The following is a 21,149-nucleotide window of genomic DNA, read 5'->3' on the forward strand; positions in this document are numbered from 1 at the left end:
GTCTTACGCAGACCCCTGATCACGCGGCGTGAACCGCTCGTGGTGTAGGACGCCGGACAGTGGCGAGCGGTGCCGCCAGCCGTGCCGTTCCAGGTCGGGGACCTCGGCGAGCGCCGTCACCGGGCCGACGCACAGCCACGCGACCGGGCGGATGCCGTCCGGGATGCCGAGCAGCGCGGCCAGCACGGGTTCGCGGTAGAAGCTCACCCAGCCCACGCCGAGGTTTTCGGCGGTCGCGGCCAGCCAGAGGTTCTGGATCGCCAGGCACACCGAGTACAGCCCGGCGTCCGCGATCGCGTGCCTGCCGAGCACGGCCGGGGCGCCGCGCTGCTCGTCGTAGGTCACGACGATGCCGAGGCTCGACTCGCGGATGCCCTCGACCTTGATCCGCGAGAACGTCTCCGCTCGTTCGCCGTCGAGCGACGACGCGAACACCTCGCGTTCGTCGTGGACGTGTTGCGCGAATTCCGCGCGCGTGCCCGGGTCGCGCACGAGGACGAAGTCCCACGGCTGGCTCATCCCGACGCTCGGCGCGGCATGCGCGGCCTCCAGGACCCGGGTGAGCACTGCGTCGTCGACGGGTTCGCCGGTGAACTCGGCGCGGACGTCGCGGCGACGGCGGAGGATGTCGTAGAACTGCTCGTTCATCGGTTCAGCACCCAATCGACGGCTTCGGAGACGGCTGCGGCTTCCGCGGCCGGCGGTCTCGGCGGACGGCGGACGACGACCACCGGCAGCCCGAGTTCCCGTGCCGCGGCGAGTTTCGCGGCCGTCATCGCGCCGCCGCTGTCCTTGGTGACCAGCACGTCGATGTCGTGCTGGGTCATCAGCGCGCGTTCGCCGTCGAGGTCGTACGGGCCGCGGTCGAGGACGAGCTCGTGCTGTCGCGGCAAGGGCTGCCCGGGCGGGTCGACGCAGCGGATCAGGAACCACAGCGGGTCCAGGTCGGCGAAGGCGGACAGCCCTTGGCGTCCGCTGGTGAGGAACACGCGGGAGCCGAGGCCGGGCAGGATCGCGGCGGCTTCTTCGAGGTCGGCGGCCCAGTGCCAGCGGTCGCCGTCAGCGGGGACCCAGCCCGGGCGGGCCAGGCGCAGCAGCGGCACTCCTGCTGCGGTGGTGGCGTGGAAAGCGTTGGTACCAATGCGTTGTGCGAAGGGATGGGTTGCGTCGACGACTGCGGTTACCGCGTGCTCGCGCAGCCATGCGGTGAGTCCCTCGACGCCGCCGAATCCGCCGACTCTGATCGCACCGACCGGCAGTCGCGGCTTGCTTACGCGCCCGGCCAGCGACGAGACCACCGCGACCCCGCCTTGGTGCAGCTGCGCGGCCAGGTCTCGGGCCTCCGCAGTGCCGCCAAGGATGAGGACGGTCATCGCCCGTACCCCACGGCGGCGCGCCAGCGGTCGAGCGCGCGCATGTTGGCGATGGTTTCGGCCCAGGTCAGCTCGGGTCCTTGCCGCTCGGCGAGGTGCGCGGCGACGTAGTCCGCTTCACGGGCGAAAATCCCTTGCGTGGCTTCGATTTCGATGACTTCCGGCTCGCCGTCCGACGGTGTCAGCACGATGGTGGACACGCCCGGCGCGCGCAGTTCGTGAATCCACGCGGGTTTCGGTACGTACAGCTGGCCGGTGGTGCCGTAGATGCGGATGTGGTCGTCCTGCGCGAGCCGGTACCCGCAGGACAGCTGTGCGATGATGCTGCCGGGCAGGCGGAGCAGGCCCATGGCGAACTCGTCGACACCGTCGTCGGTGAGCCGGGCCATGCCTGTGACGCTGGTCGGTTCCACCACCGCGGTGCCGGTGGCGGCCTGCGCGACGAGCCTGGCCAGCGACGTGCAGTAGCAGCCGACGTCCAGGATTCCGCCGCCGCCGAGCGCGGGATCGGCGAGGCGGGGGTCGTCGAAATCGAAGCTGAACGTGACGTCCACGGCGCGGACCTCGCCGATCGCGCCGCATTCGATCAGCTCGACCAGCCGCCGGGTCTGCGGATGCAGCCGGTACATGAACGCTTCCATGAGGAAAACGTCGTTGCGGCGGGCGGCATCCACGACCTTCTCCGCTTCGGCCGCGGTGAGCGTGAGCGGTTTCTCGCACAGCACGTGCTTTCCGGCTTCCGCGGCCCGGATCGCCCATTCCGCGTGCAGGGCATGGGGAGTCGCCACGTAAACGGCGTCGACGTCCGGGTCGGCGAGGAGGTTTTCGTAGCCCGCATAGGCTTTCGGGATGTCGAAGCGGTTCGCGAAGTCCCGGGCCCGTTCGGCCGACCGCCCGGCGACCGCGGTGAGCACGCCGTGGCGGCTTTGCTCGACGCCCGCGGCGAACTCGGCGGCGATCGTCCCGGTGGCCAGCAGGCCCCAGCGCAGTTCGGTCACAGCGACTCCGGTTGGCTCGCGCGGTCACGGGTGCTCGAATACAGGAAACTGTCCGGAAATCCGCCCGCCGCCAAGACCCGGCCGACGAAAATCGTGGCCGCACGGGTCATTCCGGCCGCCCGGGCCTGCGCGGCGATGTCCGCGAGTGTGCCGCGGACCACGGTTTCCCCTGGCTGGCTCGCCAAAGCGACGACGGCGGCCGGACAATCTGCGCCGTAGTGCGCGGAGAGTTCTTCGGTGACCCGCTCGATGTGGTTGATCGCCAGGTGCAGCGCGAGCGTGGCGCCGGTACGCGCGAAGTTATCGAGCGTTTCGCCGTCCGGCATTGCGGTGGACCGTGCTTGCGCCCGCGTGATCACCAGGCTTTGGCCGATTCCCGGGACGGTCAGCTCACGTCCGAGCACGGCTGCGGACGCCGCGAATGCGGGTACACCGGGCACCATCTCGTACGGCACCCCTTCCGGTTCGAGCCGGCGGACCTGTTCGGCGACCGCGCTGTAGAGCGACGGATCTCCCGAGGTCAGCCGCGCGACGTCACGGCCGGATCGGTGTACCTCGACCAGTTTCGCGGTGATCTCGTCGAGGCTCAGGTTCGCGGTGTCGACGCGTTCGGCGTCCGGCGGACAGTATTCGAGCAGGGCGGTCGGCGTCATGCTGCCCGGGTACAGGCAGACCGGGCAGCGGGCGAGCAGGTCGCGGCCACGCACGGTGATGAGGTCGGCCGCACCCGGTCCGGCGCCGATGAAGTAAACGGTCATTTCCAGCTCCACTGCGTGACGGCGCGGGACGGCGTCCAGCCGGTGAACCCGCCGAGAGGTTTCGCGTGCTCCACGGAGATCCGTTGCAGTTCGCCGCCGTGTCGCGCGTACGCGGCGGCCAGGATCTGTTCTGCTTCAAGGGTTACCCCGTGCGCGACGATGCGGGCGCCGGTTTCGAGGCAGGCGTCGAGGACCCCGGGTACCGTCAGGCCGCCGCCGACGAACACTGCGTCCGGTTGGGGGAGTGTCTTGAGCGCATCGGGGGCCGGACCGGTGACGACCTGGAGTTCCGGTACGCCAAGGGTATCCGCATTGCGCCGGATCCGTTCCGCGCGCGCCGCATCGCGTTCGATCGCAATCGCGCGGTTCAGCGGATGCACGCGCGACCATTCGATGCCGACACTTCCCGCGCCTGCGCCGACGTCCCACAGCAGTTCCCCGGGCGCTGGCGCGAGCCGGGCAAGCGCGGACGCGCGGACGTCACGTTTCGTGAGCTGGCCGTCGTGCTCGAACGCGTCATCGGGCAGACCGGTGAGCGGGAGCCTCGGTCCTTGACAGCCGATGGCGAACACCGTGAGCGAGCCGGGATCGTGCGTCCAGCCGTCGGCGATCTGCTCGTCGGCGCCAAGGTTTTCCAGCGTGGTCAGGGTGGATTTCCCGTACCCGCGGGCGGTGAGCAGATCGCGCAGTTCGGCCGCCGTACCGCCGAGTACGAGCACTTTCCGGCCCGGCGCAAGGGCACGCGCGACGCGGTGCACGGCGCGGCCGACGACCGTCACGATTTCGGTTTCTTCGAACGACCACCCCAGCCGCGCGCGGGCCAGCGTGGCCGACGAAAGTGCAGGCAGGACTTCGATGGCGTGACCTCGGTCACGCAAGGTGGTGCCGATGCCGGACAGCAACGGGTCGCCGCTGGCCAGGACGCAGATCCGGCGTCCGGCGTATTCGGCGAGAACCTCGTCGAGCGCGGGCAGCAACGGGCTCGGCCAGGCCCGGGTCTCGATGTCCCCGGGCAGGGACGCGAGCTGGCGCGGCGCACCCAGCACGACGTCGGCTTTCCGCACGGCATCGCGGGCTTGCGGGGACAGCCCGGCCCAGCCGCCGGCCCCGATCCCTACCACAGTCAGGGGTGATTCATCGCGCACGATTTCCCACCCTAAGCGAGGCCGCCGCTGTGCGATGATCGGCCGGACGCCGCGACCACGAGGGAGTGTTCTTGAAGCCCTATCCGTTCACCGCTGTCGTCGGGATGCCGGACCTGCGTCTGGCGCTCGTCCTGTCCTCGATCTCACCCGCGGTCGGCGGGGTGCTGGTGCGGGGCGAGAAAGGCACGGCGAAATCGACCATGGTGCGCGCGCTGGCCGGGCTGCTGCCGGGCGTCGACGTGGTGGACGGGTGCCGGTTTTCCTGCGCTCCCACCGCTGCCGACCCGCAGTGCCCGGACGGTCCGCACGCGGCCGATGCCCCCGCGCACCGGCGGCCGGCCCGGCTGGTGGAGCTGCCGGTGGGCGCGGCCGAGGACCGGGTCGTCGGGTCGCTGAACCTGGAGAAAGCGCTGGCCGAGGGGGTCACCGACTACCAGCCGGGGCTGCTGGCGGCCGCGCATCGCGGGTTGCTGTACGTGGACGAAGTCAACCTTTTGCACGACCACCTCGTGGACACTTTGCTCGACGCCGCGGCGATGGGTCGCGCGACGGTGGAGCGCGAGGGCGTTTCGGTTTCGCACGCGGCGAGGTTCGTCCTGATCGGCACCATGAACCCGGAGGAAGGCGAGCTGCGGCCGCAGCTGCTCGACCGGTTCGGGCTCACCGTCGAGGTCGCGTCGAGCCGGGATCCGGAGCAGCGCGTCGAGGTGGTCCGGCGCCGGCTGGCGTACGAGGCCGATCCGGACGGGTTCGCGCTCGGTTACGCTGGCTCGGACGCGGCGCTGGCGGCGGAAATCGAGGCGGCACAACGGCTTCTGCCGTCGGTGAAGCTGCCGGACGACGCGCTGCGGCAGATTGCCGAGGTGTGCGCGTCGTTCGAGGTCGACGGGATGCGCGCGGACATCGTCACCGCGCGGACGGCGGTCGCGCACGCGGCGTGGGCCGGGCGGGACGAGGTGACCACCGAGGACATCCGGGTCGCGGCGCGGCTCGCGTTGCCGCACCGGCGGCGGCGGAACCCGTTCGACGCGCCGGGGATTTCGGAGGACCAGCTGGAGCAGGCGTTGCAGGACGCGCAACCTCCGGAGGGGCCGGACGGTCCGGATGGGCCGGACGACGGCGGTCCCGATGGTGGACCGGACGGTGGGCCGGGCGGGCAGCCGGATGGTGCGTCGGCCGGTGCTGCTCCGGACGACGCGGGTGCTGAGGCCGGTGCGCCCCCGCCGCAGCCCGGGAACGGGGATTCGCCGCAGAAGACCGTCGGCGCGGGGGACACGTTCCGGGCCAGGGTGTTCCGCGTCAAGGGAACCGGCGAAGGCGAGCGCGGACGTCGTTCACGCGCCATCACCGACACCGGCCGCACGATCGGCGTGCAACCGCCCAGCGTGCGGGAGGGTCGTCCGCATCTCGTCGCCACGATCCGCGCCGCCGCGCCGCATCAGCAGGCCCGCGGGAGGTCCGGACCGGGGCTGGAGGTGCGGTCGCCGGACGTGCGGTTCGCGCTGCGCGAGGGGCGCGAAGGCAATCTGGTGCTGTTCTGCGTGGACGCGTCGGGCTCGATGGGCGCTCGCGCGCGGATGCGGGAAGTGAAGACCGCGGTGCTTTCCCTGCTGTTGGACGCTTACCAACGGCGGGACAAGGTCGGTCTCGTCACGTTCCGTGGTGCGGCGGCCGAGTTGGCGCTGCCGCCGACGATCAGCGTGGAGGCCGCCGCGGCGAGGCTCGAAGGGCTGCCGACCGGTGGCCGTACGCCGCTCGCGGAGGGGCTGGTGGAAGCCGCGCGGGTGTTGCGCGTGGAGGCGATCCGGGATCCGCGACGGCGTCCGCTGCTGGTGCTGGTCACCGACGGCCGCGCCACGAGCGGGTCCGACGCGGTCGCTCGCGCGGAGGCTGCCGCGGGGTTGCTCACCGGCGTGACCACGATCGTGATGGACTGCGAAACCGGCCGGATGCGGCTCGGCCTCGCTGCGGAACTGGCCGGGCACCTGGGTGCCGAGCACGTGCCACTGTCCGAAGTGGCCGGTGAGTCGCTGGCTTCGGCCGTACGCGAACGAACGGGAAGGGCTGCCTGATGCCGCAAGGGAAACCGGCCGTGGTGCCGCAAGACGGGCTGACCACGCGGCAGCGCCGGAACCGTCCGCTGCTCGCGGTGCACACCGGGGAAATGAAAGGCAAGTCCACCGCGGCCTTCGGAATGGCGTTGCGCGCGTGGAATCAGGGTTGGTCGATCGGCGTTTTCCAGTTCGTGAAGTCGGCGAAATGGCGGGTCGGCGAGGAAGCCGCGTTCAAGGCACTCGGGAAACTGCACGACGAAACCGGGCAGGGCGGTCCGGTCGAATGGCACAAAATGGGGGAAGGCTGGAGCTGGTCGCGTAAACCGGGCAGCGAGGAGGACCACGCGGCCAATGCGCAGGAAGGGTGGGCGGAAATCAAACGCCGCCTTTCCGCGGAGGCGCACGGTTTCTACGTACTCGACGAATTCAGCTACCTGCTCAAGTGGGGCTGGCTTTCGGTGGACGACGTAGTGTCCACTTTGGTCTCCCGGCCCGGGCACCAGCACGTGGTGATCACCGGCCGGTACGCGCCGCCGGAACTGATCGAGGCCGCCGACCTGGTCACCGAAATGACCAAGGTCAAGCACCCGATGGACGCCGGGCAGAAGGGGCAGCGGGGGATCGAGTGGTAGCGCGCGTGGTGATTGCCGCGCCCGGTTCCGGGCACGGCAAGACCACCATCGCAGCCGGGTTGATGGCTGCGTTGCGCGCGGCCGGGCACCGCGTGTCCGGGCACAAGGTCGGCCCGGATTTCATCGATCCCGGCTACCACGCGCTTGCGACCGGCCGCCCGCCACGCAATCTCGACCCATTTCTGCAAGGCGAAGACACGCTGGTTCCTTTGCTACGGCACGGTTCTGCGGGCGCCGACATTACCGTCATCGAGGGCGTGATGGGCCTTTTCGACGGCGCGCTGGGTACCGAGGGATATGCGTCGACCGCCCATGTCGCCAGGCTTCTCGACGCGCCGGTGATCCTTGTTGTCGACGCTTCGGCAGCTTCTCGCAGCGTCGCGGCGACGGTGCTGGGATTCGCGCAGTACGACACCCGCGTGCGCATTGCCGGGGTAATCCTGAACAAGCTGGGCTCGCAACGGCACGAAGACGAGATCGTCAGTGCGTTGGCGGCGACCGGTGTCCCGTTGCTGGGTGCTTTGCGCCGCAATGAAAACGTGCACGCGCCAAGCCGTCACCTCGGTTTGGTTCCGGCGGCCGAGCGGGCGGCGGATTCGCAACGGTTGCTGCCGGAGCTGGCGGAGTGGGTGGCGCACGGGGTCGACCTCGAGGCGGTCGTCCGGGTCGCCCGGCAGGCTCCGCCACTGGGTGGTCCTTTGTGGACTCCCGGCCCGGTTCAGGACGGTCCACGTGCGACTCTTGCCGCTGCCTCCGGCCCGGCGTTCACGTTCCGCTACACCGAGAACGTCGAGCTGCTGGCCGCGCGCGGGATTGATGTGGTTGACGTGGATCCCTTGCGAGACAAAGCTTTACCTGCTGGTTGCGCCGGGCTGTACTTCGGCGGCGGATTCCCCGAAGTGCACGCTGCCGAGTTATCGTCCAATGTGGAGCTTCGTACTTCGGTTGCCGCCGCAATTGCCGACGGAATGCCGGTGAGCGCGGAATGTGCGGGCCTGCTTTATTTGTGCCGTTCGCTTGACGACCTTCCGATGGTCGGCGCCGTCGATGCGGAAGCAACCATGACTCGCCGTGGAAAACTCGGCTACCGCAAAGCCGTTGCGGTAGCCGACAATGTGCTCGCCGTCGCCGGGCAACGCGTCACCGGACACGAATTCCACCGCACCGAAATCGCTCCGGCCCATGGTTCCTCCGCGGCCTGGGGCTGGGATCGCACCCTGGACGGATTCGCTTCCTCCTCACTGCATGCCTCCTATCTGCACGTCCATTGGGCCGGATACCCGGAACTGGCTGACCGTTTCGCCGAACGCGTACACGCGCATTCCCTGGCGGTGGCCCATGGCTGAGTACGACCTGCATCACCACGGTGACCGGGAGGTCGGCGAGGGACTGGTAGACCTCGCAGTGAACGTCCGGCTGTCGGCGCCACCTTCCTGGCTGCGCGCGGAACTTGCTGCCGCACTCGACAATCTGGCCGCATACCCGGACACCTCTCGCGCCGTGGCCGCCGTCGCCGCACGCCATGGTCGCGCCGCCTCCGACGTCCTGATCACCGCCGGTGCCGCGGAGGCCTTCACCCTGCTGGCGTCGGCCTTGACGCCGAAGCACGCCGTGGTGGTCCACCCGCAATTCACCGAACCGGAAGCCGCCCTGCGCGCCGCCGGACACGCCGTCGACCGGGTCATCCTGTCCGAAGCAGACGGTTACCGGCTCACTCCCGTTCCCGCGGGCGCGGACCTCGTTTTCGTCGGCAACCCGACGAACCCGACCTCGGTCCTGCATCCCGCGGACACCCTGCGCACGCTGACCCGCCCCGGCCGCATCGTGGTCGTCGACGAAGCTTTCCTCGACGCCGTCTCCGGCGAGGTCGAAAGCCTTGCCGGAGAACGCATCACGGGCGTGGTGGTGCTGCGGAGCCTCACCAAGACGTGGGGGCTGGCGGGCCTTCGCGCGGGCTATGTCCTCGGTGAGCCCGCGGTGATCGACCGGTTGCGTGCCGTGCAGCCACCGTGGTCGGTGTCCACTTTGGCCGCCGTCGCGACGATCGCCTGCTGCCGCCCGTCGGCGCTGGAGGAAGCGGAAAAACTGGCCGCCACCGCCGAATCCGACCGGGACTACCTGGAATCCGGCCTGGCTTCCCTGGGTGTTCCCGTGGTGGGGACCCCGCGCGGCCCGTTCGTGTTGATCCGGATCCCCGGCGCCGCAGCTCTCCGTCTCCGCCTGCGCGAGGCAGGCTACGCCGTCCGCCGCGGCGACACTTTCCCCGGTCTGGGACCGGATCACCTGCGCATTGCCGTCCGGGACCGCGTCACCACCGACGCTTTCCTGGACGTCCTACGGGCGTTGCTCACGCAGCCGTAAGCAACGCCGCGGCCACCGCCACCTCGACGCACCCGCCAAGCACGTCGCCCGTGATGCCCCCGATGCGCCGCACACACCGGACCAGCAACACCCCCGCCACGACGTACCCCAACGCGACCGCCAGCGCCCCCCGCCACCACGGCAACCCCGGCGCGAACGCCGCACCCCCCACCGCCACCGCGAAAACCGCCGCCGCCACCACGACCGGCACCGACCCGGCAACCGTCGCCCCCAACCCTTCCGGTCGCGCCGACGGTACCCCTTTCGCACAACACAACGACAACACACACCGTCCACAAAGGACGGCCACGACAACCGCGGACACCCCGTGCCCGTGGCCGATCGCGCCGGCGAGCGCGCCGATCTGGACCAGCAACACGAACACCAGGGTGGCAACGCCAGTAGGCCCGGAATCGCCGCGCCGCATGACATCGAGGGCCTTGGCGCGGTCGTAGGAAGCGCCGAGCCCGTCGGCAGTGTCGGCAAGCCCGTCGAGATGCAGCCCGCGACTACCCAGCGCCACCGCCCCCAGCGCCACCGCCGCGACCGCCACCGCCGGAAGCCCCACGGCAACCCCACCGGCGACGACCAGCCCCGCCGCCGCAGCCAGCGGAACCGCCGCAACCGGCCCGAGCACCATCGCCACCCCGGCAACCGAGCGATCAATCCGCCGAGGCGCGGGCACCGGAACGGTGGTCAAGGTCCCGAACGCCAACCGGACCCCATCCCCGACCCGGGTCACCGCCCGGCCACCGTTGCGGTGACGGCTGCCCTGTTCAAGCCTTTACCTCCGCTTTCAATGCCGTGCCGCTGGACTCGCGCCCCTGCTGTGCGGCGCAACCTTGCCGTCCTGCGCTACCACGCCGCCGTGCGCAACTATGCCCCGCCGTTGTAGCCCGCTGTGTTGGGCACTCCGGTGCGAGGTGTTGCCGCGCTGTGTTGTGCATCCTGGGGCGAGGTGTTGCCGCGTTGCGTTGCGCATCCTGGTGCCGGGCGTTGCCGAGCTGCGCTGCGCATCCCGGCGCGAACCGCTGCTCTGCGCACCCGGAAGCGATGAGCCGCCCCGCTGCCGCGTGCGCCCCTCGATGATCGCCGCTTGGCTCTCCTGCGCGACCCGGCCGCGACCCGCTGCCCGCGCGAACCCGCAGCCCCTCCTCCAGCGCGGCCCACGGCCCGCCGTGGCTCGCGCTCCCGCGCGCCACCGCCACCCACCCCGCCACCCGATGCGACGTTCGGTGCATGTGACGCACCCAATGCGGCATTGGGTGCGTGTGGCGCAGCGAATGTGGCGTTGGGTGCGTGTGGCGCAGGGAATGTGGCGTTGGGTGCGTGGGATGCAGCGAATGTGGCGTTGGGTGCGTGTGGCGCAGGGAATGTGGCGTTGGGGTGCGTGTGGCGCAGGGAATGTGGCGTTGGGGTGCGTGTGGCGCAGGGAATGTGGCGTTGGGTGCGTGGGATGCAGCGAATGTGGCGTTGGGTGCGTGGGATGCAGCGAATGTGGCGTTGGGTGCGTGGGATGCAGCGAATGTGGCGTTGGGTGCGTGTGGCGCAGCGAATGTGGCGTTGGGTGCGTGTGGCGCAGCGAATGTGGCGTTGGGTGCGCGTGGCGCAGCGAATGTGGCGTTGGGGTGCCCGGGATGTAGCGAGTGCGCCGTTTAGCGCACGGGATGCAGCGAATGTGGCATTCGGTGCATCCCACGCACCCAACACCACCCCGGCACCCCCCGGCAAACCCTCGGGTCACGCCAGGTCCGCCAGCAAACCCATCTCCGCGATAACCGCGCGTGCCGCCCTCAGCGTCGGCACTGCCTGCACCGCGCCACTGCCCTCGCCCAGCCGCAACCCCAGGTCCAGAATCGGCGTCAGCCCAAGGGCTTTCAGCGCAAACGCCTGCGCCGGTTCCGTCGACCGGTGCCCCGCCAGCCACCACCGTTCCGCGCCTGGCGCGATGTCCCGGGCGACCAGCGCTGCCGTTGCCGAGAAGATGCCGTCCAGCAGGACCGGGGTGCGCCGGGTTGCCGCCTCCACCAAGAACCCCGCCGTGGCGGCCAGGCAGGCGCTGCCCAGAGCCGTCAACCGGTCGAACGGGTCCGTACCGGCAAAACGGGTCAGCGCTGCAGCAACAACGGCCGTCTTCCGATCCAGTGCGTCGCCCGAAACGCCGGTGCCCGTGCCGACTACCTCGGCTGCCGGGAGGCCCAGCGTCGATGCCACGACCGCGGCGCACACCGTCGTGTTGCCGATGCCCATGTCGCCCGGGATGAGGACGTCCGCTCCTGCCTCCTCGGCGGCAATCGCGCGGCCCGCTTCGAAGGCGGCGAATGCTTCGCCGGGCGCGAGGGCGTCCTCGACGTCGATGGCGCCTGACCCGCGGCGGATCTTGTGTGCGGTGACCTCGGGCGGTATGTCCGAAGCGTCCCAGTCGACCGCGATGTCGGCCACCCGCACGCGCGCCCCGACCTGTGCGGCCAGCACCGTCACGCCGCTGCGTCCGGCCAGGAACACGCGCACCATTGCCGCCGTGACCTCGCGTGGGTACGCCGACTGCGCCGACACCCCGTGGTCACCGGCGAAGACGACCACGCGCACGTCGTCGAGCGGGTGCGGCGGGACCGTGCCGTGTGCCGCGCTCAGCCAGGCGGCCAGTTCCTCCAGCCGGCCCAGTGAGCCGAGCGGCTTGACCAGGCCGTCGAGCCGTTCGAGCGCGGCGGCGTGGGCGGCGGCGTCCGGGGTGGGGATGGCGAAACGCGGCACGGCGAACTCCTCACGGAAGGTCGAGCGCCCGTCCGGCCACGATGAGTGACACCCGATCGCTTTCGGCGGACACCCGGTTGTTGAGTGCGCCCAGCACATCACGGAACAGCCGTCCGGACACCGTTGCGGGTACCACACCGCTGCCGACCTCGTTGCTCACGGCCACCACCGGCACCCGCGCCTGGCTCCAGGCGGCGAGAAAATCCTCGAGACGGTCGTCGAGCCGCTGTTCCCAGCCCGGCTTGGCGGTCCACGCGCCGACCTCGTCGAGGACCCGCGACAGCCACGTGCCCAGGCAGTCGATGAGCATCGGGCTCGTCGCCGAGCGCAGCACGGTGGCCAGGTCGGTGGTCTCGACCGTGGTCCAGTGGTGCGGGCGGCGCGCCCGGTGCGCCTCGACGCGGGCGGCCCACTCCGGGTCGTCCGCGGACGGCGGCAGCCCGGGGGCGACGTACACGAGGTGGGGATGATGCGCGACGAGCCGCTCCGCGTGCCTCGACTTCCCCGAGCGGACCCCGCCGAGGACCAGCACCTTGCCGTCGTCGCGTCCGTACCGGCGGAGAGTGCGTGCCAGGGTTTCGAGAGACCCGGCGAGCCGGTGCGTCAGCTTGGTCATACCCGGCATTCTCTCCCGCGCGCTACGGTTCGCCACGTGCCACTCCGAGAAGCCGCCACCGCAGCCGGGCTGATTGCCGGATACGCGGCCGACGCGTGCTTCGGCGACCCCCGCCGCGGACATCCCGTCGCGCTCTTCGGCACCGCCGCCGGCCTGCTCGAACGCCGCTGGTGGGCCGATTCCAAACCCCGGGGTGCGCGGTATGCGACGGTCTGCGCGGGTACCGTCGCGGGGCTCGGCCTGGCCGCGGAGGCAGCGACGCGGCACCGCCCGGCTGTCCGTTTTGTCCTGACCGCTCTCGCGACGTGGACGGTCCTCGGCGGCCGCGGGCTCGCGGCGGAGGGCCGGAAGATGGCGCAGTTACTCGAATCGGGTGACCTTCCGGCCGCCCGGCAGCGGCTCGGCCACCTCTGCGCCCGCGACGCGACCGGCCTCGGCGCCGCCGACCTCACCCGCGCCGCCACCGAGTCGATTGCCGAGAACACCTCCGACGCCGTGGTCGCGCCGCTGCTCTGGGGCGCCGTCGCTGGGATGCCCGGGCTGCTCGGGTACCGCGCGGTGAACACTTTGGACGCCATGGTCGGCTACCGCTCGCCACGCCACCGCAATTTCGGCTGGTTCGCCGCTCGCACCGACGATTGGGTGAACCTTGTCCCGGCGCGAGCCGGCGCGGTGCTCACCGTGCTGACCGCGCCGCTGGCCGGTGGGCACGCCCGCAAAGCATGGCGTACCTGGCGGCGCGACGGGCGGGCGCATCCGAGCCCGAACGCCGGTCAGGTGGAGGCCGCGTTCGCCGGGGCCCTCGACCTCCGGCTCGGCGGCACGAACACGTATCACGGCGAGGTCGAACGCCGCGGCACGCTGGGCGACGGCCGGGCGCCGGGTCCGGGGGAGCTGCGCCGCGCAGTGCGGCTGTCGCGGCTGGTGGGCGCGGCCGCGCTGGTGGTGGCGGCGGGGATCGCGGTGGCGCGATGAGTGGTCTGCTGGTCGCCGGTACCACCTCCGACGCCGGGAAAAGCCTCGTCACCGCCGGGATCTGCCGGTGGCTCGCCCGGCGCGGGGTGCGGGTGGCGCCGTTCAAGGCGCAGAACATGTCGAACAACTCGATGGTCTGTGTGGACGGCGCGGAGATCGGCCGTGCGCAGTGGGTACAGGCGCGGGCGGCCCGCGTGGAGCCCGAGGCCGCGATGAACCCCGTGCTGCTCAAGCCGGGGAGTGATCGGCGGAGTCACGTCGTCGCGCTCGGCAAGCCGTTCGGCACGCTCGAAGCGGGGGAGTACGCCACCGGACGCGCCGGGCTCGCCGAGATCGCCTTCGCCGCGTTCGCGGACTTGCAGCAGCGGTTCGACGTCGTGGTGTGCGAGGGCGCAGGCAGTCCCGCCGAGATCAACCTGCGTGCCGGGGACTACGTGAACATGGGCCTGGCGCGACGGTTTTCCCTGCCCGTGCTGGTGGTCGGCGACATCGACCGCGGTGGCGTGCTCGCCGCGATGTTCGGCACCCTCGCGCTGCTTTCGGCGGAGGACCAGACACTCGTCGCGGGATGGCTGGTGAACAAATTCCGCGGGGACGTCGGCCTGCTGCGGTCCGGATTGGACAGTCTCGAGAAGGTCACCGGCCGCCCCGTGCTGGGTGTACTGCCGTGGCTGGATCGGGTGTGGATCGACTCCGAAGACGCGCTCGCCGCGGCCGGGTGGCGCCGCGAAGCCGGGCAAGGCGGTCTGCACGTCGCGGTCGTGCGGTTCCCGCGGGCTTCCAACGCGACCGACGTCGACGCGCTCGCCGCCGAACCCGGCGTCACCGTCAGCCTGACCGCTGATCCGGACACCGTTGCGGCCGCGGACCTCGTCGTGCTGCCCGGTTCACGGGCCACTGTGGACGATCTACGGTGGCTTCGCGCGCGCGGCCTCGCGGATGCGGTCGTCGCGCGTGCCGCCGAAAAACGGCCGGTGCTGGGGATTTGCGGTGGGTATCAAATGCTGGCGGAGTCCATTGAGGACGACGTGGAGTCCGGCGCCGGGGTCGTCGAGGGGCTGGGCTTGCTGCCGACCCGCGTGACGTTCGCCGGGGACAAAGTGCTCGGCCGCCCGGTCGGCAGCTGGCGCGGACACCGGGTGGACGCTTACGAAATCCACCACGGCTCCGCCGCTCCGGCCGACGCGGAGCCGTTCCTGGACGGTTACCAGGTAGGCGCGATCTGGGGTACGACCTGGCACGGCGCGCTGGAAAACGACGGCTTCCGCCGCGCCTGGCTGAGCGAAATCGCCGCCCAGGCCGGGATCACTTGGCAGCCGGCCGCAAACGCGCCCGGTTTCGCCGACCTGCGCGAGGACATGCTGGACCGGCTCGCCGACGCCATCGAGTCCGAAGTGGACACCACGACCCTGCGGGCGCTCGTGGAAGCAGGCGCCCCGGGCGGGCTGCCGTTCGTCCCACCCGGCGCGCCCTAGCCCTCGGATACCTTGCGCACGAAGGCATCCTCGGCAGTGACCGGTTGTCCGGCCGCGTTCGTCACGTGCAGTTCCACCGGTTGCCTGCTGGTGATCTCCAGCAGGTCCGAATGGCGCTCGTCCTCGGCGAAGAGGTGGTGTTCGCCCCATTTGCGGAGCGCCACGATCACCGTGAACAGCTCGCGGCCCCGGCCGGTGAGCGCGTACTCCTGGTAGGCGGAGCCGTCGGCGGCGGGGACGAGCTCCAGGATGCCCTGGTTCACCAGCTCCCGCAGCCGGGTCGCCAGGATGTTCTTCGCCAGCCCCAGGTTGCGCTGCAGCTCGCTGAACCGGTGGATCCCGTCGAGGACGTCCCGCACGATCAGCAGTGACCACCGGTCACCGATCACGTCGACGGTCCTCGCCACCGGACATTCCGCGTCCCGGTGGCTCACGCCCCGCGTCCCCATCAGGTCCCCCTGTCCGTTCGCCCGGAAACCGCTTCCGAAGGTGGTTGCAATTTTAGACCACATCGCTCTAAGGTTGCCACCCATGGTTTCAAAGTGAAACCAGAATTCCCGGCACCGAGGAGCGGTCATGACGGAAGAAACGCAGCACACCCGGGTCAGCCCGGTCCGGGTCGCGGTCGCCCAGTTCGAGCCCCGGGTGGGCGTGGAGAACCTCAAGGCCAACGCCGTCGCAGTGGAGCAGCGGCTGGCGGCGGCCGCGGACGGCGGCGCCCAGCTCGTCGTCCTGCCCGAGCTGTCCACCACGGGGTACGTCTTCGAGACCCGCGAGGAAGCCTTCGCGCACGCCGAAGCAGTCCCGGACGGGCCGACCGTCGAGGCGTTCGCCCGGTTCGCCGCGGAGCGTGACGTGTACGTCGTCGGCTGCATCGTCGAGCAGGACGGGCAGCAGCTGTTCGACACGGCAGTCCTCGTCGGCCCGGACGGGTACCTCGGCCGCTACCGCAAGACCCACCTGTGGAACACCGAAAAGCTGTGGTTCACCCCCGGCGACGAGGGCTTCCGGGTCTTCGACACCCGGATCGGCCGGATCGGGCTGCTGGTGTGCTGGGACATCTGGTTCCCCGAAACGGCCAGGATCGTCGCGCAGATGGGCGCGGACATCATCTGCATCCCCACCGGCTGGGTCTGGACGCCGCCTCCGCTCTACGACGCGAGCGGCGTGTGCATGGCCGCGTACCTGACCATGACGGCGGCCCACGCGAACAACGTCTTCATCGCCACCGCGGACCGCATCGGCCAGGAACGCGGCGCGGGCTTCATGGGCAACTCCCTCATCGCGGGTACGAACGGCTGGCCCATCGACCGCATCGCCGGTCCGGACGAGGACACCATCATTTACGCCGACGTCGACCTCACCGCTGCCCGCACGGCCCCGATCTGGAACCAGCTCAACGACCTGCACCGCGACCGCCGCACCGATCTGTACGACCAGATGCTCGGCTACCGCGGCGCCGCGCCGCTGCCCCGCTGACGCCATGGCGACCTCGAACGCCAACGGGGGCGTTCCCGTCTCGCGCATCGTCACGTGGGCCACCGTCGCAGTCGTGATCGTCGCCGTCGCCGCGGGCCAGGCATGGGACGGCAACTACCGCGGCTTGGCGTCGTGGCTGGTCTCCGCACTGACCGAACCGCAGTTCTACGCCGTCGCGTCCGCCGGTGCGGGTCTGTTCCTCGGCGGCTTGTTCGCCCATGCGGCACAACGGAATTCGCGCCGGTGGGCAGGCTTCGTACAGGCTTGCGGCACCGGAATCTGGCCTGCGGTGGCCGGTACCGCGCTGGCGAGCCTGGTCCTCGGCATCCTGGCCTGGGGCTGGACGCTGCACACCGGCCAATGGCAACCCCTCTTCGTGCCACTGGTCGCCACGGCGCCCGCCATGGTCGTCCTTTATGGACCCACGCTCCGGGTCTGTGCCACCGCCGCCGTTTCCGGCGCATTGGTGACCCCACCGGCGTCGATCCTCGTGGTGGAGTACGTCTGCGGACCGGCGCAGCTGCCACCGGTCGTCGGCGCCACGGCAGGCATGTGGATCGGCGCGGCGGTGGCGTTCGCGGGCTGCCGGTTCCTGCCGTGGATGCCGCCGCCCGGCGCATGGCGGACCACCGAAGCCCCTGCGCGCCCGACGTCGCGCTGGTGGGTGCTCCGCCGGGCACTCGCCGACTTCAGCGAAGCACAGTTCTTCGGCAACGAATGGGCGAGCGGCGCCATGCTCGTGGGCGCGATCGCCGCGTACCTGGTCAGCCCATCGTCACTCGTCTACGGCACCGGCCTGTTCCCGGCCGTGCTGGCGAGCCAGGTCATCACCGCGCTCGCCGGGGTGCTGATCTGGCGGCGCAAGTGGCGGGCGCTGGGTTTCTACCCGACTTTCGTGCCCGTGGTGTCCGTCGCCCCGGCAGCCGTGCTGGCCTTCGACGGCAGCCTCCTGTCCATTGTGGTCGGTGCACTCGCGGGGGCACTCGCCGGTCCGCCTCTCGCTGCTGCGGTTTCTCGTCGGTTGCCTGCGGGCTTCCACCCGTTCGTCGGGAATGTGTTCTCGATGAGCGTTGCCACGGCGGTGATCGTGCCGTCACTCCACCTCGTCCCAGGGATGTCCACATGACCCGGCCAAGTATCACCGAGCTCGGAAAAGCTTTGCGCCGTCAGGAGATCTCCGCGGCTGAACTGACCGCGGACGCCATTCGGGCAGTACGGGAGCGCAACCCCGTCCTCAACGCGTTCGCCCTCGTCGACGAGAACGGTGCAACCGAAGCGGCGCGGCAGGCGGACGCCGAACTGGCGTCCGGAATCGACCGCGGCCCGCTGCACGGCATTCCGGTTGCGGTCAAAGACCTGATCGACGTGGCGGGCGTGCCGACCACCTGCGGGTCGGCGACGTCGTCCGGCGCTCGGGCCCTGCGCGACGCCGAGGTCGTCGCCCGGCTGCGGGAACGCGGCGCGATCATCGTCGGGAAGACCACCTTGCACGAGTTCGCCTACGGCGCAACGGGTGACCGTTCGGTGCACGGCCCGTCGCGGAATCCGCACGACCCCGGCCGGATGTCCGGCGGCAGCAGCGGGGGGAGCGCGGTGGCTGTGGCGTCGGGAATGGTTCCGTTGTCGCTGGGTACGGATACCGCGGGTTCCGTGCGCGTACCGGCGGCGCTGTGCGGAACGGTCGGGTTCAAGCCCGCGTTCGACGCCATTCCCAGCTCGGGCGTGTACCCGCTGGCCCCCACACTCGACCACGTCGGCCTCTTCGCCGGTTCCGTCGGCGACACCCTGCTGGGTTACGAGGCGGTGACCGACCAGCCCGTGCAGCCACTGCCCGACGTCCGCGGGATCCGGGTCGGCTGGGCCAGTGACCTCGCGCCCTGCGACCCGCGCATTGAAGAGTCGACGTACGACCTCGTGGTACGGGCGGGGTTGTCGCCCGAGAAAGTAGCGGAATTCCCGGGGAACCTCTTCGAGGTGTTCACCACGTTGCAGGGCAAGGAAGCGTTCGACGTGCACGCGCACCACCTGGACCAGGACCGCGACCTGATCGACGACGAGGTCTTCGCACGGCTCGACAACGGCCGCAAGGTGACCATCGCGAGCTACGCGCAAGCGGACGTGGTACGCCGGGAATTGCGCACTTTTGTCGAGGATCTGTTGCAGGTAAACGACATTCTCGCTCTCCCCACTGTTCCGTTCGTGGCCCCGAAGCTCGGGGAACGCCGGGTGCCGGGCACCGGCCTCGAGGTCCGCTCGGCCCTGCTTTCCCTGACGTTCCCGTGGAACCTGACCGGAGTCCCGGCGATCAGCGTTCCGGCCGCCCGCCAGGACGGGCTGCCGACCGGGGTACAGCTCATCTCCGCCCCGGGCAAGGAACATCTCCTCTTCGCTGCCGCGCAGGCAGTGGAAACAGCCTGACCAGAAAGGGAAATCCCGGTGCCATCCATCCAGATCGATCTGCCACTGCGCCTCCCGCCTGCCGAGAAACAGCAGCTCGCCCAGCGAGTGGGCGAAATCTACGGGGAGATCATGCAGGTCGGCAAGGACCTCCTCACCGTGTCCGTGCACGACCTCGGCGAGGGCGGGGTGTGGCGGTGTCACGACGGCGCGCCCCCGACCCCGTCGGCGCTCATCATGTGCGACATCCGCAGCGGACGGCCGGTACCGACCCGCGCCCGCCTCGCGCAAGCGCTGATCGACGCGTGCGTCGAACTGTTCGCCCTGGACGCGCTGTGGGTGAAGGTCGAATTCACCCAGCACGCGGGCGACGAGATGTACCACCCGCACCTGGCCGGGTTCAACACCGACTGGACCGGGGACGAACGGCGCTGAACCCTCGTGCGGGGTTCCGGCACGAACCCCGCACGAGAGCCGGGTCAGGCCAGCCCGCGCAGGAAAGCCAGTGACGGGGCGAAGAAGTACTCGCCGCCCTTGAGCGTCACGGCTTGCGGCACCGGGTCGGCGGTGATCGGCGTGCCGGTCGGGTCACCCCAGGTCGTGACGTTTCCGGCCGGTTCGCGCGAACCCTGGGCGATCACCGGGTCAAGGCCGGGCTTGGTGCCCGGCACGATCGGGAAGCCCGGGTTGTTCGCCCACAGCGTCTGGGTGAACTCGAACTGGTTGCCCAGCACCGAGTTGAACGCCATGAACAGCAGCCCCACCCCGCCGGACGGACGGGCGGACGGCGGCAGATCGGCGGTCGGGTCGTCGGCGCGTTCGCCGTACGTGACGCCGCGGCGGGCCATCAGGTGCTTGCGCTCGTCGGCGGGGTCCTCGGCACCGCCGCTGCCGCGCGGGTTCGTCTTGCGGATGTGCGCTTGGAACGGGCATTTCGCGCCGTCCGCGTCGCTGCCGTAGGTGAAGTTGTTCGGTACCGGGCTTTCCGCGCCCTCCTCGCGCTGGAGGGTGAGCGGGGTGCCGTCCTCGAACCGGCCGATGATCATGGCTCCGGCCCGTTCACGGTCGTCGCCGGTGAGGCCGAGCGCGTCGGCGAGGTCGGACTCGGCCTGCTTGAAGCGGCGGACGTTCTGCTCCAGCTTCCGGAACACCAGGTAGCTGCCGAAGTGGATCGACGGGTCCGGCGCGGCCGGGTCCGGCACCAGCACCTGCCCGAGCGGCGCCGCGGGATCCCAGACGTCGGTGCCGTCGGTGCCGTTGCGTTCGGCGTCGAGGTCCTCGGCGAGGAACAGCGGCTGGCTCCGCCCGTCGACATACCCGAAGTGCTCGATCCCTTCTCCGCGGCCGTTGGTGCGGCCGGATCCGGTTTCCTCGGCCAGCACGGTTACGGAATCCGGAAGCAGCGCGAGGACGTCGTTGCGGCAGGCGGTCGCTGCGCCGTCGGACGCGTCACCGATCATCACCACCGCGTGGATCGCCTGGTGGTACCCGGGATCGAAGGTGGACCGCGGCGGGTCGGCGAGCTTCGCGCGCGTCTGCGGGGACCCCATGCCGCGCACGAAGGCTTCGTCCGGCGGCGTTTGCGCGACGCCCAGCACGGCGTACCCGGCAGCGGTGAGCCCGACCCCGACGTACGGCGTCCCCCGGGTCCCGGACGTCTTGAACGCGCTGATTTCCTCGAGGTGCGTTCGCGCGGACTTCAGGTGCTGATTCGCCAGCGCGGCAAGGAAAGCCTTCGCCTCGCCGGCATCGCCGAAGGACAGGAACAGCGCCGAGAAATGGTCGCGGACGTGCGCTTTGACGATGTTGGGCTGGAGCTGGTCGAGCATCGCGGCGGCGTCGCCGTTCGCGGTGGTCCAGGACAGCGTGGTCGTGAGGTCGACAGCCATGACCGGTGTTTCCTCCCCGAAGCCGCCACGCGCGGCTTCTGTCGGAGAGGAGGTCGCGCTGAGTAGACCGAAGGATTCACCGGCGGCGGGAAGTTCACCCTGATGGCGCAAGGTCGACGGTGATCTTGTTGCCGTGGGTGATCTTGGGCAAGAAAAGGGGCGGGTGCGACGACGCTGTCGCACCCGCCCGGCAAGCGGAGCAGACACGGCAACGCTGCCGTGCCCGCTCCGAGGCTGGAGCAG

At 70.5% G+C, this 21,149-nt stretch carries 20 protein-coding genes; 10 read left to right on the forward strand and 10 right to left on the reverse strand.

What is annotated here, in order from left to right; genetic code table 11:
• Positions 1–3 precede the first annotated feature (3 nt).
• The 5 genes from bluB to OO71_RS24520 are packed head-to-tail and all read right to left on the reverse strand — an operon-like array spanning position 4 to position 4,274.
• Positions 4–648: a 5,6-dimethylbenzimidazole synthase gene (gene bluB, locus OO71_RS24500; protein WP_033292221.1), complete on the reverse strand. Its 645-nt coding sequence runs from the start codon at positions 646–648 to the stop codon at positions 4–6.
• Complete coding sequence (locus OO71_RS24505; RefSeq protein WP_033292222.1) at positions 645–1,373, reverse strand: cobalt-precorrin-6A reductase; 729 nt, start codon at positions 1,371–1,373, stop codon at positions 645–647. The genes bluB and OO71_RS24505 overlap by 4 nt, the downstream gene beginning before the upstream one ends.
• Entirely contained in the window at positions 1,370–2,371 is a 1,002-nt protein-coding gene (locus tag OO71_RS24510) for a Gfo/Idh/MocA family protein (protein WP_033292223.1), read from the reverse strand. Before OO71_RS24510 ends, OO71_RS24505 begins: the two co-directional genes overlap by 4 nt.
• Positions 2,368–3,129 (reverse strand): precorrin-4 C(11)-methyltransferase, encoded by a 762-nt coding sequence (cobM, locus tag OO71_RS24515; RefSeq protein WP_033292224.1) that lies wholly within the window; start codon positions 3,127–3,129, stop codon positions 2,368–2,370. The genes OO71_RS24510 and cobM overlap by 4 nt, the downstream gene beginning before the upstream one ends.
• Positions 3,126–4,274, reverse strand: coding sequence for a bifunctional cobalt-precorrin-7 (C(5))-methyltransferase/cobalt-precorrin-6B (C(15))-methyltransferase (locus OO71_RS24520; RefSeq protein ID WP_033292225.1), 1,149 nt, complete (start codon positions 4,272–4,274; stop codon positions 3,126–3,128). The genes cobM and OO71_RS24520 overlap by 4 nt, the downstream gene beginning before the upstream one ends.
• 71 nt (positions 4,275–4,345) lie before the next feature.
• Between OO71_RS24520 and OO71_RS24525 the strand changes: the two genes are divergently transcribed.
• The 4 genes from OO71_RS24525 to cobC are packed head-to-tail and all read left to right on the forward strand — an operon-like array spanning position 4,346 to position 9,321.
• Positions 4,346–6,346, forward strand: a complete 2,001-nt coding sequence (locus tag OO71_RS24525; RefSeq protein WP_033292314.1) for a putative cobaltochelatase — start codon at positions 4,346–4,348, stop codon at positions 6,344–6,346.
• Positions 6,346–6,960: a cob(I)yrinic acid a,c-diamide adenosyltransferase gene (gene cobO / locus OO71_RS24530; RefSeq protein WP_033292226.1), complete on the forward strand. Its 615-nt coding sequence runs from the start codon at positions 6,346–6,348 to the stop codon at positions 6,958–6,960. The genes OO71_RS24525 and cobO overlap by 1 nt, the downstream gene beginning before the upstream one ends.
• Positions 6,954–8,306: a cobyrinic acid a,c-diamide synthase CobB gene (locus OO71_RS24535; protein WP_033292227.1), complete on the forward strand. Its 1,353-nt coding sequence runs from the start codon at positions 6,954–6,956 to the stop codon at positions 8,304–8,306. Before cobO ends, OO71_RS24535 begins: the two co-directional genes overlap by 7 nt.
• On the forward strand, positions 8,299–9,321 hold the full coding sequence (cobC, locus tag OO71_RS24540) for an Rv2231c family histidinol phosphate aminotransferase CobC (RefSeq protein WP_033292228.1): 1,023 nt from the start codon (positions 8,299–8,301) through the stop codon (positions 9,319–9,321). Before OO71_RS24535 ends, cobC begins: the two co-directional genes overlap by 8 nt.
• On the opposite strand, the gene OO71_RS24545 is transcribed toward cobC, so the two are convergent.
• The 3 genes from OO71_RS24545 to OO71_RS24555 form a co-directional block, all read right to left on the reverse strand.
• Positions 9,308–10,063 (reverse strand): adenosylcobinamide-GDP ribazoletransferase, encoded by a 756-nt coding sequence (locus OO71_RS24545; protein ID WP_245633766.1) that lies wholly within the window; start codon positions 10,061–10,063, stop codon positions 9,308–9,310. The genes cobC and OO71_RS24545 overlap by 14 nt on opposite strands.
• 998 nt (positions 10,064–11,061) lie before the next feature.
• A complete protein-coding gene (cobT, locus tag OO71_RS24550) occupies positions 11,062–12,075 on the reverse strand; it encodes a nicotinate-nucleotide--dimethylbenzimidazole phosphoribosyltransferase (protein WP_033292229.1) in 1,014 nt (337 codons plus the stop codon).
• Between the two features lie 10 nt (positions 12,076–12,085).
• Positions 12,086–12,691, reverse strand: coding sequence for a bifunctional adenosylcobinamide kinase/adenosylcobinamide-phosphate guanylyltransferase (locus OO71_RS24555; RefSeq protein ID WP_033292230.1), 606 nt, complete (start codon positions 12,689–12,691; stop codon positions 12,086–12,088).
• A gap of 36 nt (positions 12,692–12,727) precedes the next feature.
• On the opposite strand from OO71_RS24555, the gene OO71_RS24560 reads away from it, so the two are divergent.
• Positions 12,728–13,666: a cobalamin biosynthesis protein gene (locus OO71_RS24560; RefSeq protein WP_033292231.1), complete on the forward strand. Its 939-nt coding sequence runs from the start codon at positions 12,728–12,730 to the stop codon at positions 13,664–13,666.
• A complete protein-coding gene (locus OO71_RS24565; protein ID WP_033292232.1) occupies positions 13,663–15,141 on the forward strand; it encodes a cobyric acid synthase in 1,479 nt (492 codons plus the stop codon). Before OO71_RS24560 ends, OO71_RS24565 begins: the two co-directional genes overlap by 4 nt.
• On the opposite strand, the gene OO71_RS24570 is transcribed toward OO71_RS24565, so the two are convergent.
• Positions 15,138–15,548 (reverse strand): winged helix-turn-helix transcriptional regulator, encoded by a 411-nt coding sequence (locus OO71_RS24570; protein ID WP_425388701.1) that lies wholly within the window; start codon positions 15,546–15,548, stop codon positions 15,138–15,140. The two genes, OO71_RS24565 and OO71_RS24570, sit on opposite strands and share 4 nt — an antisense overlap.
• A 169-nt stretch (positions 15,549–15,717) precedes the next feature.
• Here OO71_RS24570 and OO71_RS24575 point away from each other — a divergent pair, with 169 nt between their 5' ends.
• Genes OO71_RS24575 through OO71_RS24590 form a run of 4 tightly spaced genes read left to right on the forward strand, consistent with a single transcriptional unit; the run spans position 15,718 to position 19,452 of the window.
• Positions 15,718–16,620, forward strand: a complete 903-nt coding sequence (locus OO71_RS24575) for a nitrilase family protein (RefSeq protein WP_033292234.1) — start codon at positions 15,718–15,720, stop codon at positions 16,618–16,620.
• A gap of 4 nt (positions 16,621–16,624) precedes the next feature.
• Positions 16,625–17,746, forward strand: coding sequence for a hypothetical protein (locus OO71_RS24580; RefSeq protein WP_051792071.1), 1,122 nt, complete (start codon positions 16,625–16,627; stop codon positions 17,744–17,746).
• Positions 17,743–19,038: an amidase gene (locus OO71_RS24585; protein ID WP_033292235.1), complete on the forward strand. Its 1,296-nt coding sequence runs from the start codon at positions 17,743–17,745 to the stop codon at positions 19,036–19,038. The genes OO71_RS24580 and OO71_RS24585 overlap by 4 nt, the downstream gene beginning before the upstream one ends.
• A gap of 18 nt (positions 19,039–19,056) precedes the next feature.
• Positions 19,057–19,452 (forward strand): tautomerase family protein, encoded by a 396-nt coding sequence (locus OO71_RS24590; RefSeq protein ID WP_033292236.1) that lies wholly within the window; start codon positions 19,057–19,059, stop codon positions 19,450–19,452.
• 44 nt (positions 19,453–19,496) lie between these two features.
• On the opposite strand, the gene OO71_RS24595 is transcribed toward OO71_RS24590, so the two are convergent.
• Complete coding sequence (locus OO71_RS24595) at positions 19,497–20,906, reverse strand: Dyp-type peroxidase (RefSeq protein ID WP_033292237.1); 1,410 nt, start codon at positions 20,904–20,906, stop codon at positions 19,497–19,499.
• Between the last annotated feature and the right edge of the window lie 243 nt (positions 20,907–21,149).

The sequence above is a fragment of the Amycolatopsis jejuensis genome (assembly GCF_000717335.1).
Classification (GTDB): Bacteria; Actinomycetota; Actinomycetes; order Mycobacteriales; family Pseudonocardiaceae; genus Amycolatopsis; species Amycolatopsis jejuensis.

Excerpts from the sequence above, each read along its gene's own strand:
- bluB (WP_033292221.1), bottom strand. The coding sequence starts at position 648 with ATGAACGAGCAGTTCTACGACATCCTCCGCCGTCGCCGCGACGTCCGC.
- OO71_RS24585 (WP_033292235.1), top strand. The coding sequence starts at position 17,743 with ATGACCCGGCCAAGTATCACCGAGCTCGGAAAAGCTTTGCGCCGTCAG.
- OO71_RS24565 (WP_033292232.1), top strand. The coding sequence starts at position 13,663 with ATGAGTGGTCTGCTGGTCGCCGGTACCACCTCCGACGCCGGGAAAAGC.
- cobC (WP_033292228.1), top strand. The coding sequence starts at position 8,299 with ATGGCTGAGTACGACCTGCATCACCACGGTGACCGGGAGGTCGGCGAG.
- cobM (WP_033292224.1), bottom strand. The coding sequence starts at position 3,129 with ATGACCGTTTACTTCATCGGCGCCGGACCGGGTGCGGCCGACCTCATC.
- cobO (WP_033292226.1), top strand. The coding sequence starts at position 6,346 with ATGCCGCAAGGGAAACCGGCCGTGGTGCCGCAAGACGGGCTGACCACG.
- OO71_RS24595 (WP_033292237.1), bottom strand. The coding sequence starts at position 20,906 with ATGGCTGTCGACCTCACGACCACGCTGTCCTGGACCACCGCGAACGGC.
- OO71_RS24505 (WP_033292222.1), bottom strand. The coding sequence starts at position 1,373 with ATGACCGTCCTCATCCTTGGCGGCACTGCGGAGGCCCGAGACCTGGCC.
- OO71_RS24575 (WP_033292234.1), top strand. The coding sequence starts at position 15,718 with ATGACGGAAGAAACGCAGCACACCCGGGTCAGCCCGGTCCGGGTCGCG.
- OO71_RS24555 (WP_033292230.1), bottom strand. The coding sequence starts at position 12,691 with ATGACCAAGCTGACGCACCGGCTCGCCGGGTCTCTCGAAACCCTGGCA.
- OO71_RS24580 (WP_051792071.1), top strand. The coding sequence starts at position 16,625 with ATGGCGACCTCGAACGCCAACGGGGGCGTTCCCGTCTCGCGCATCGTC.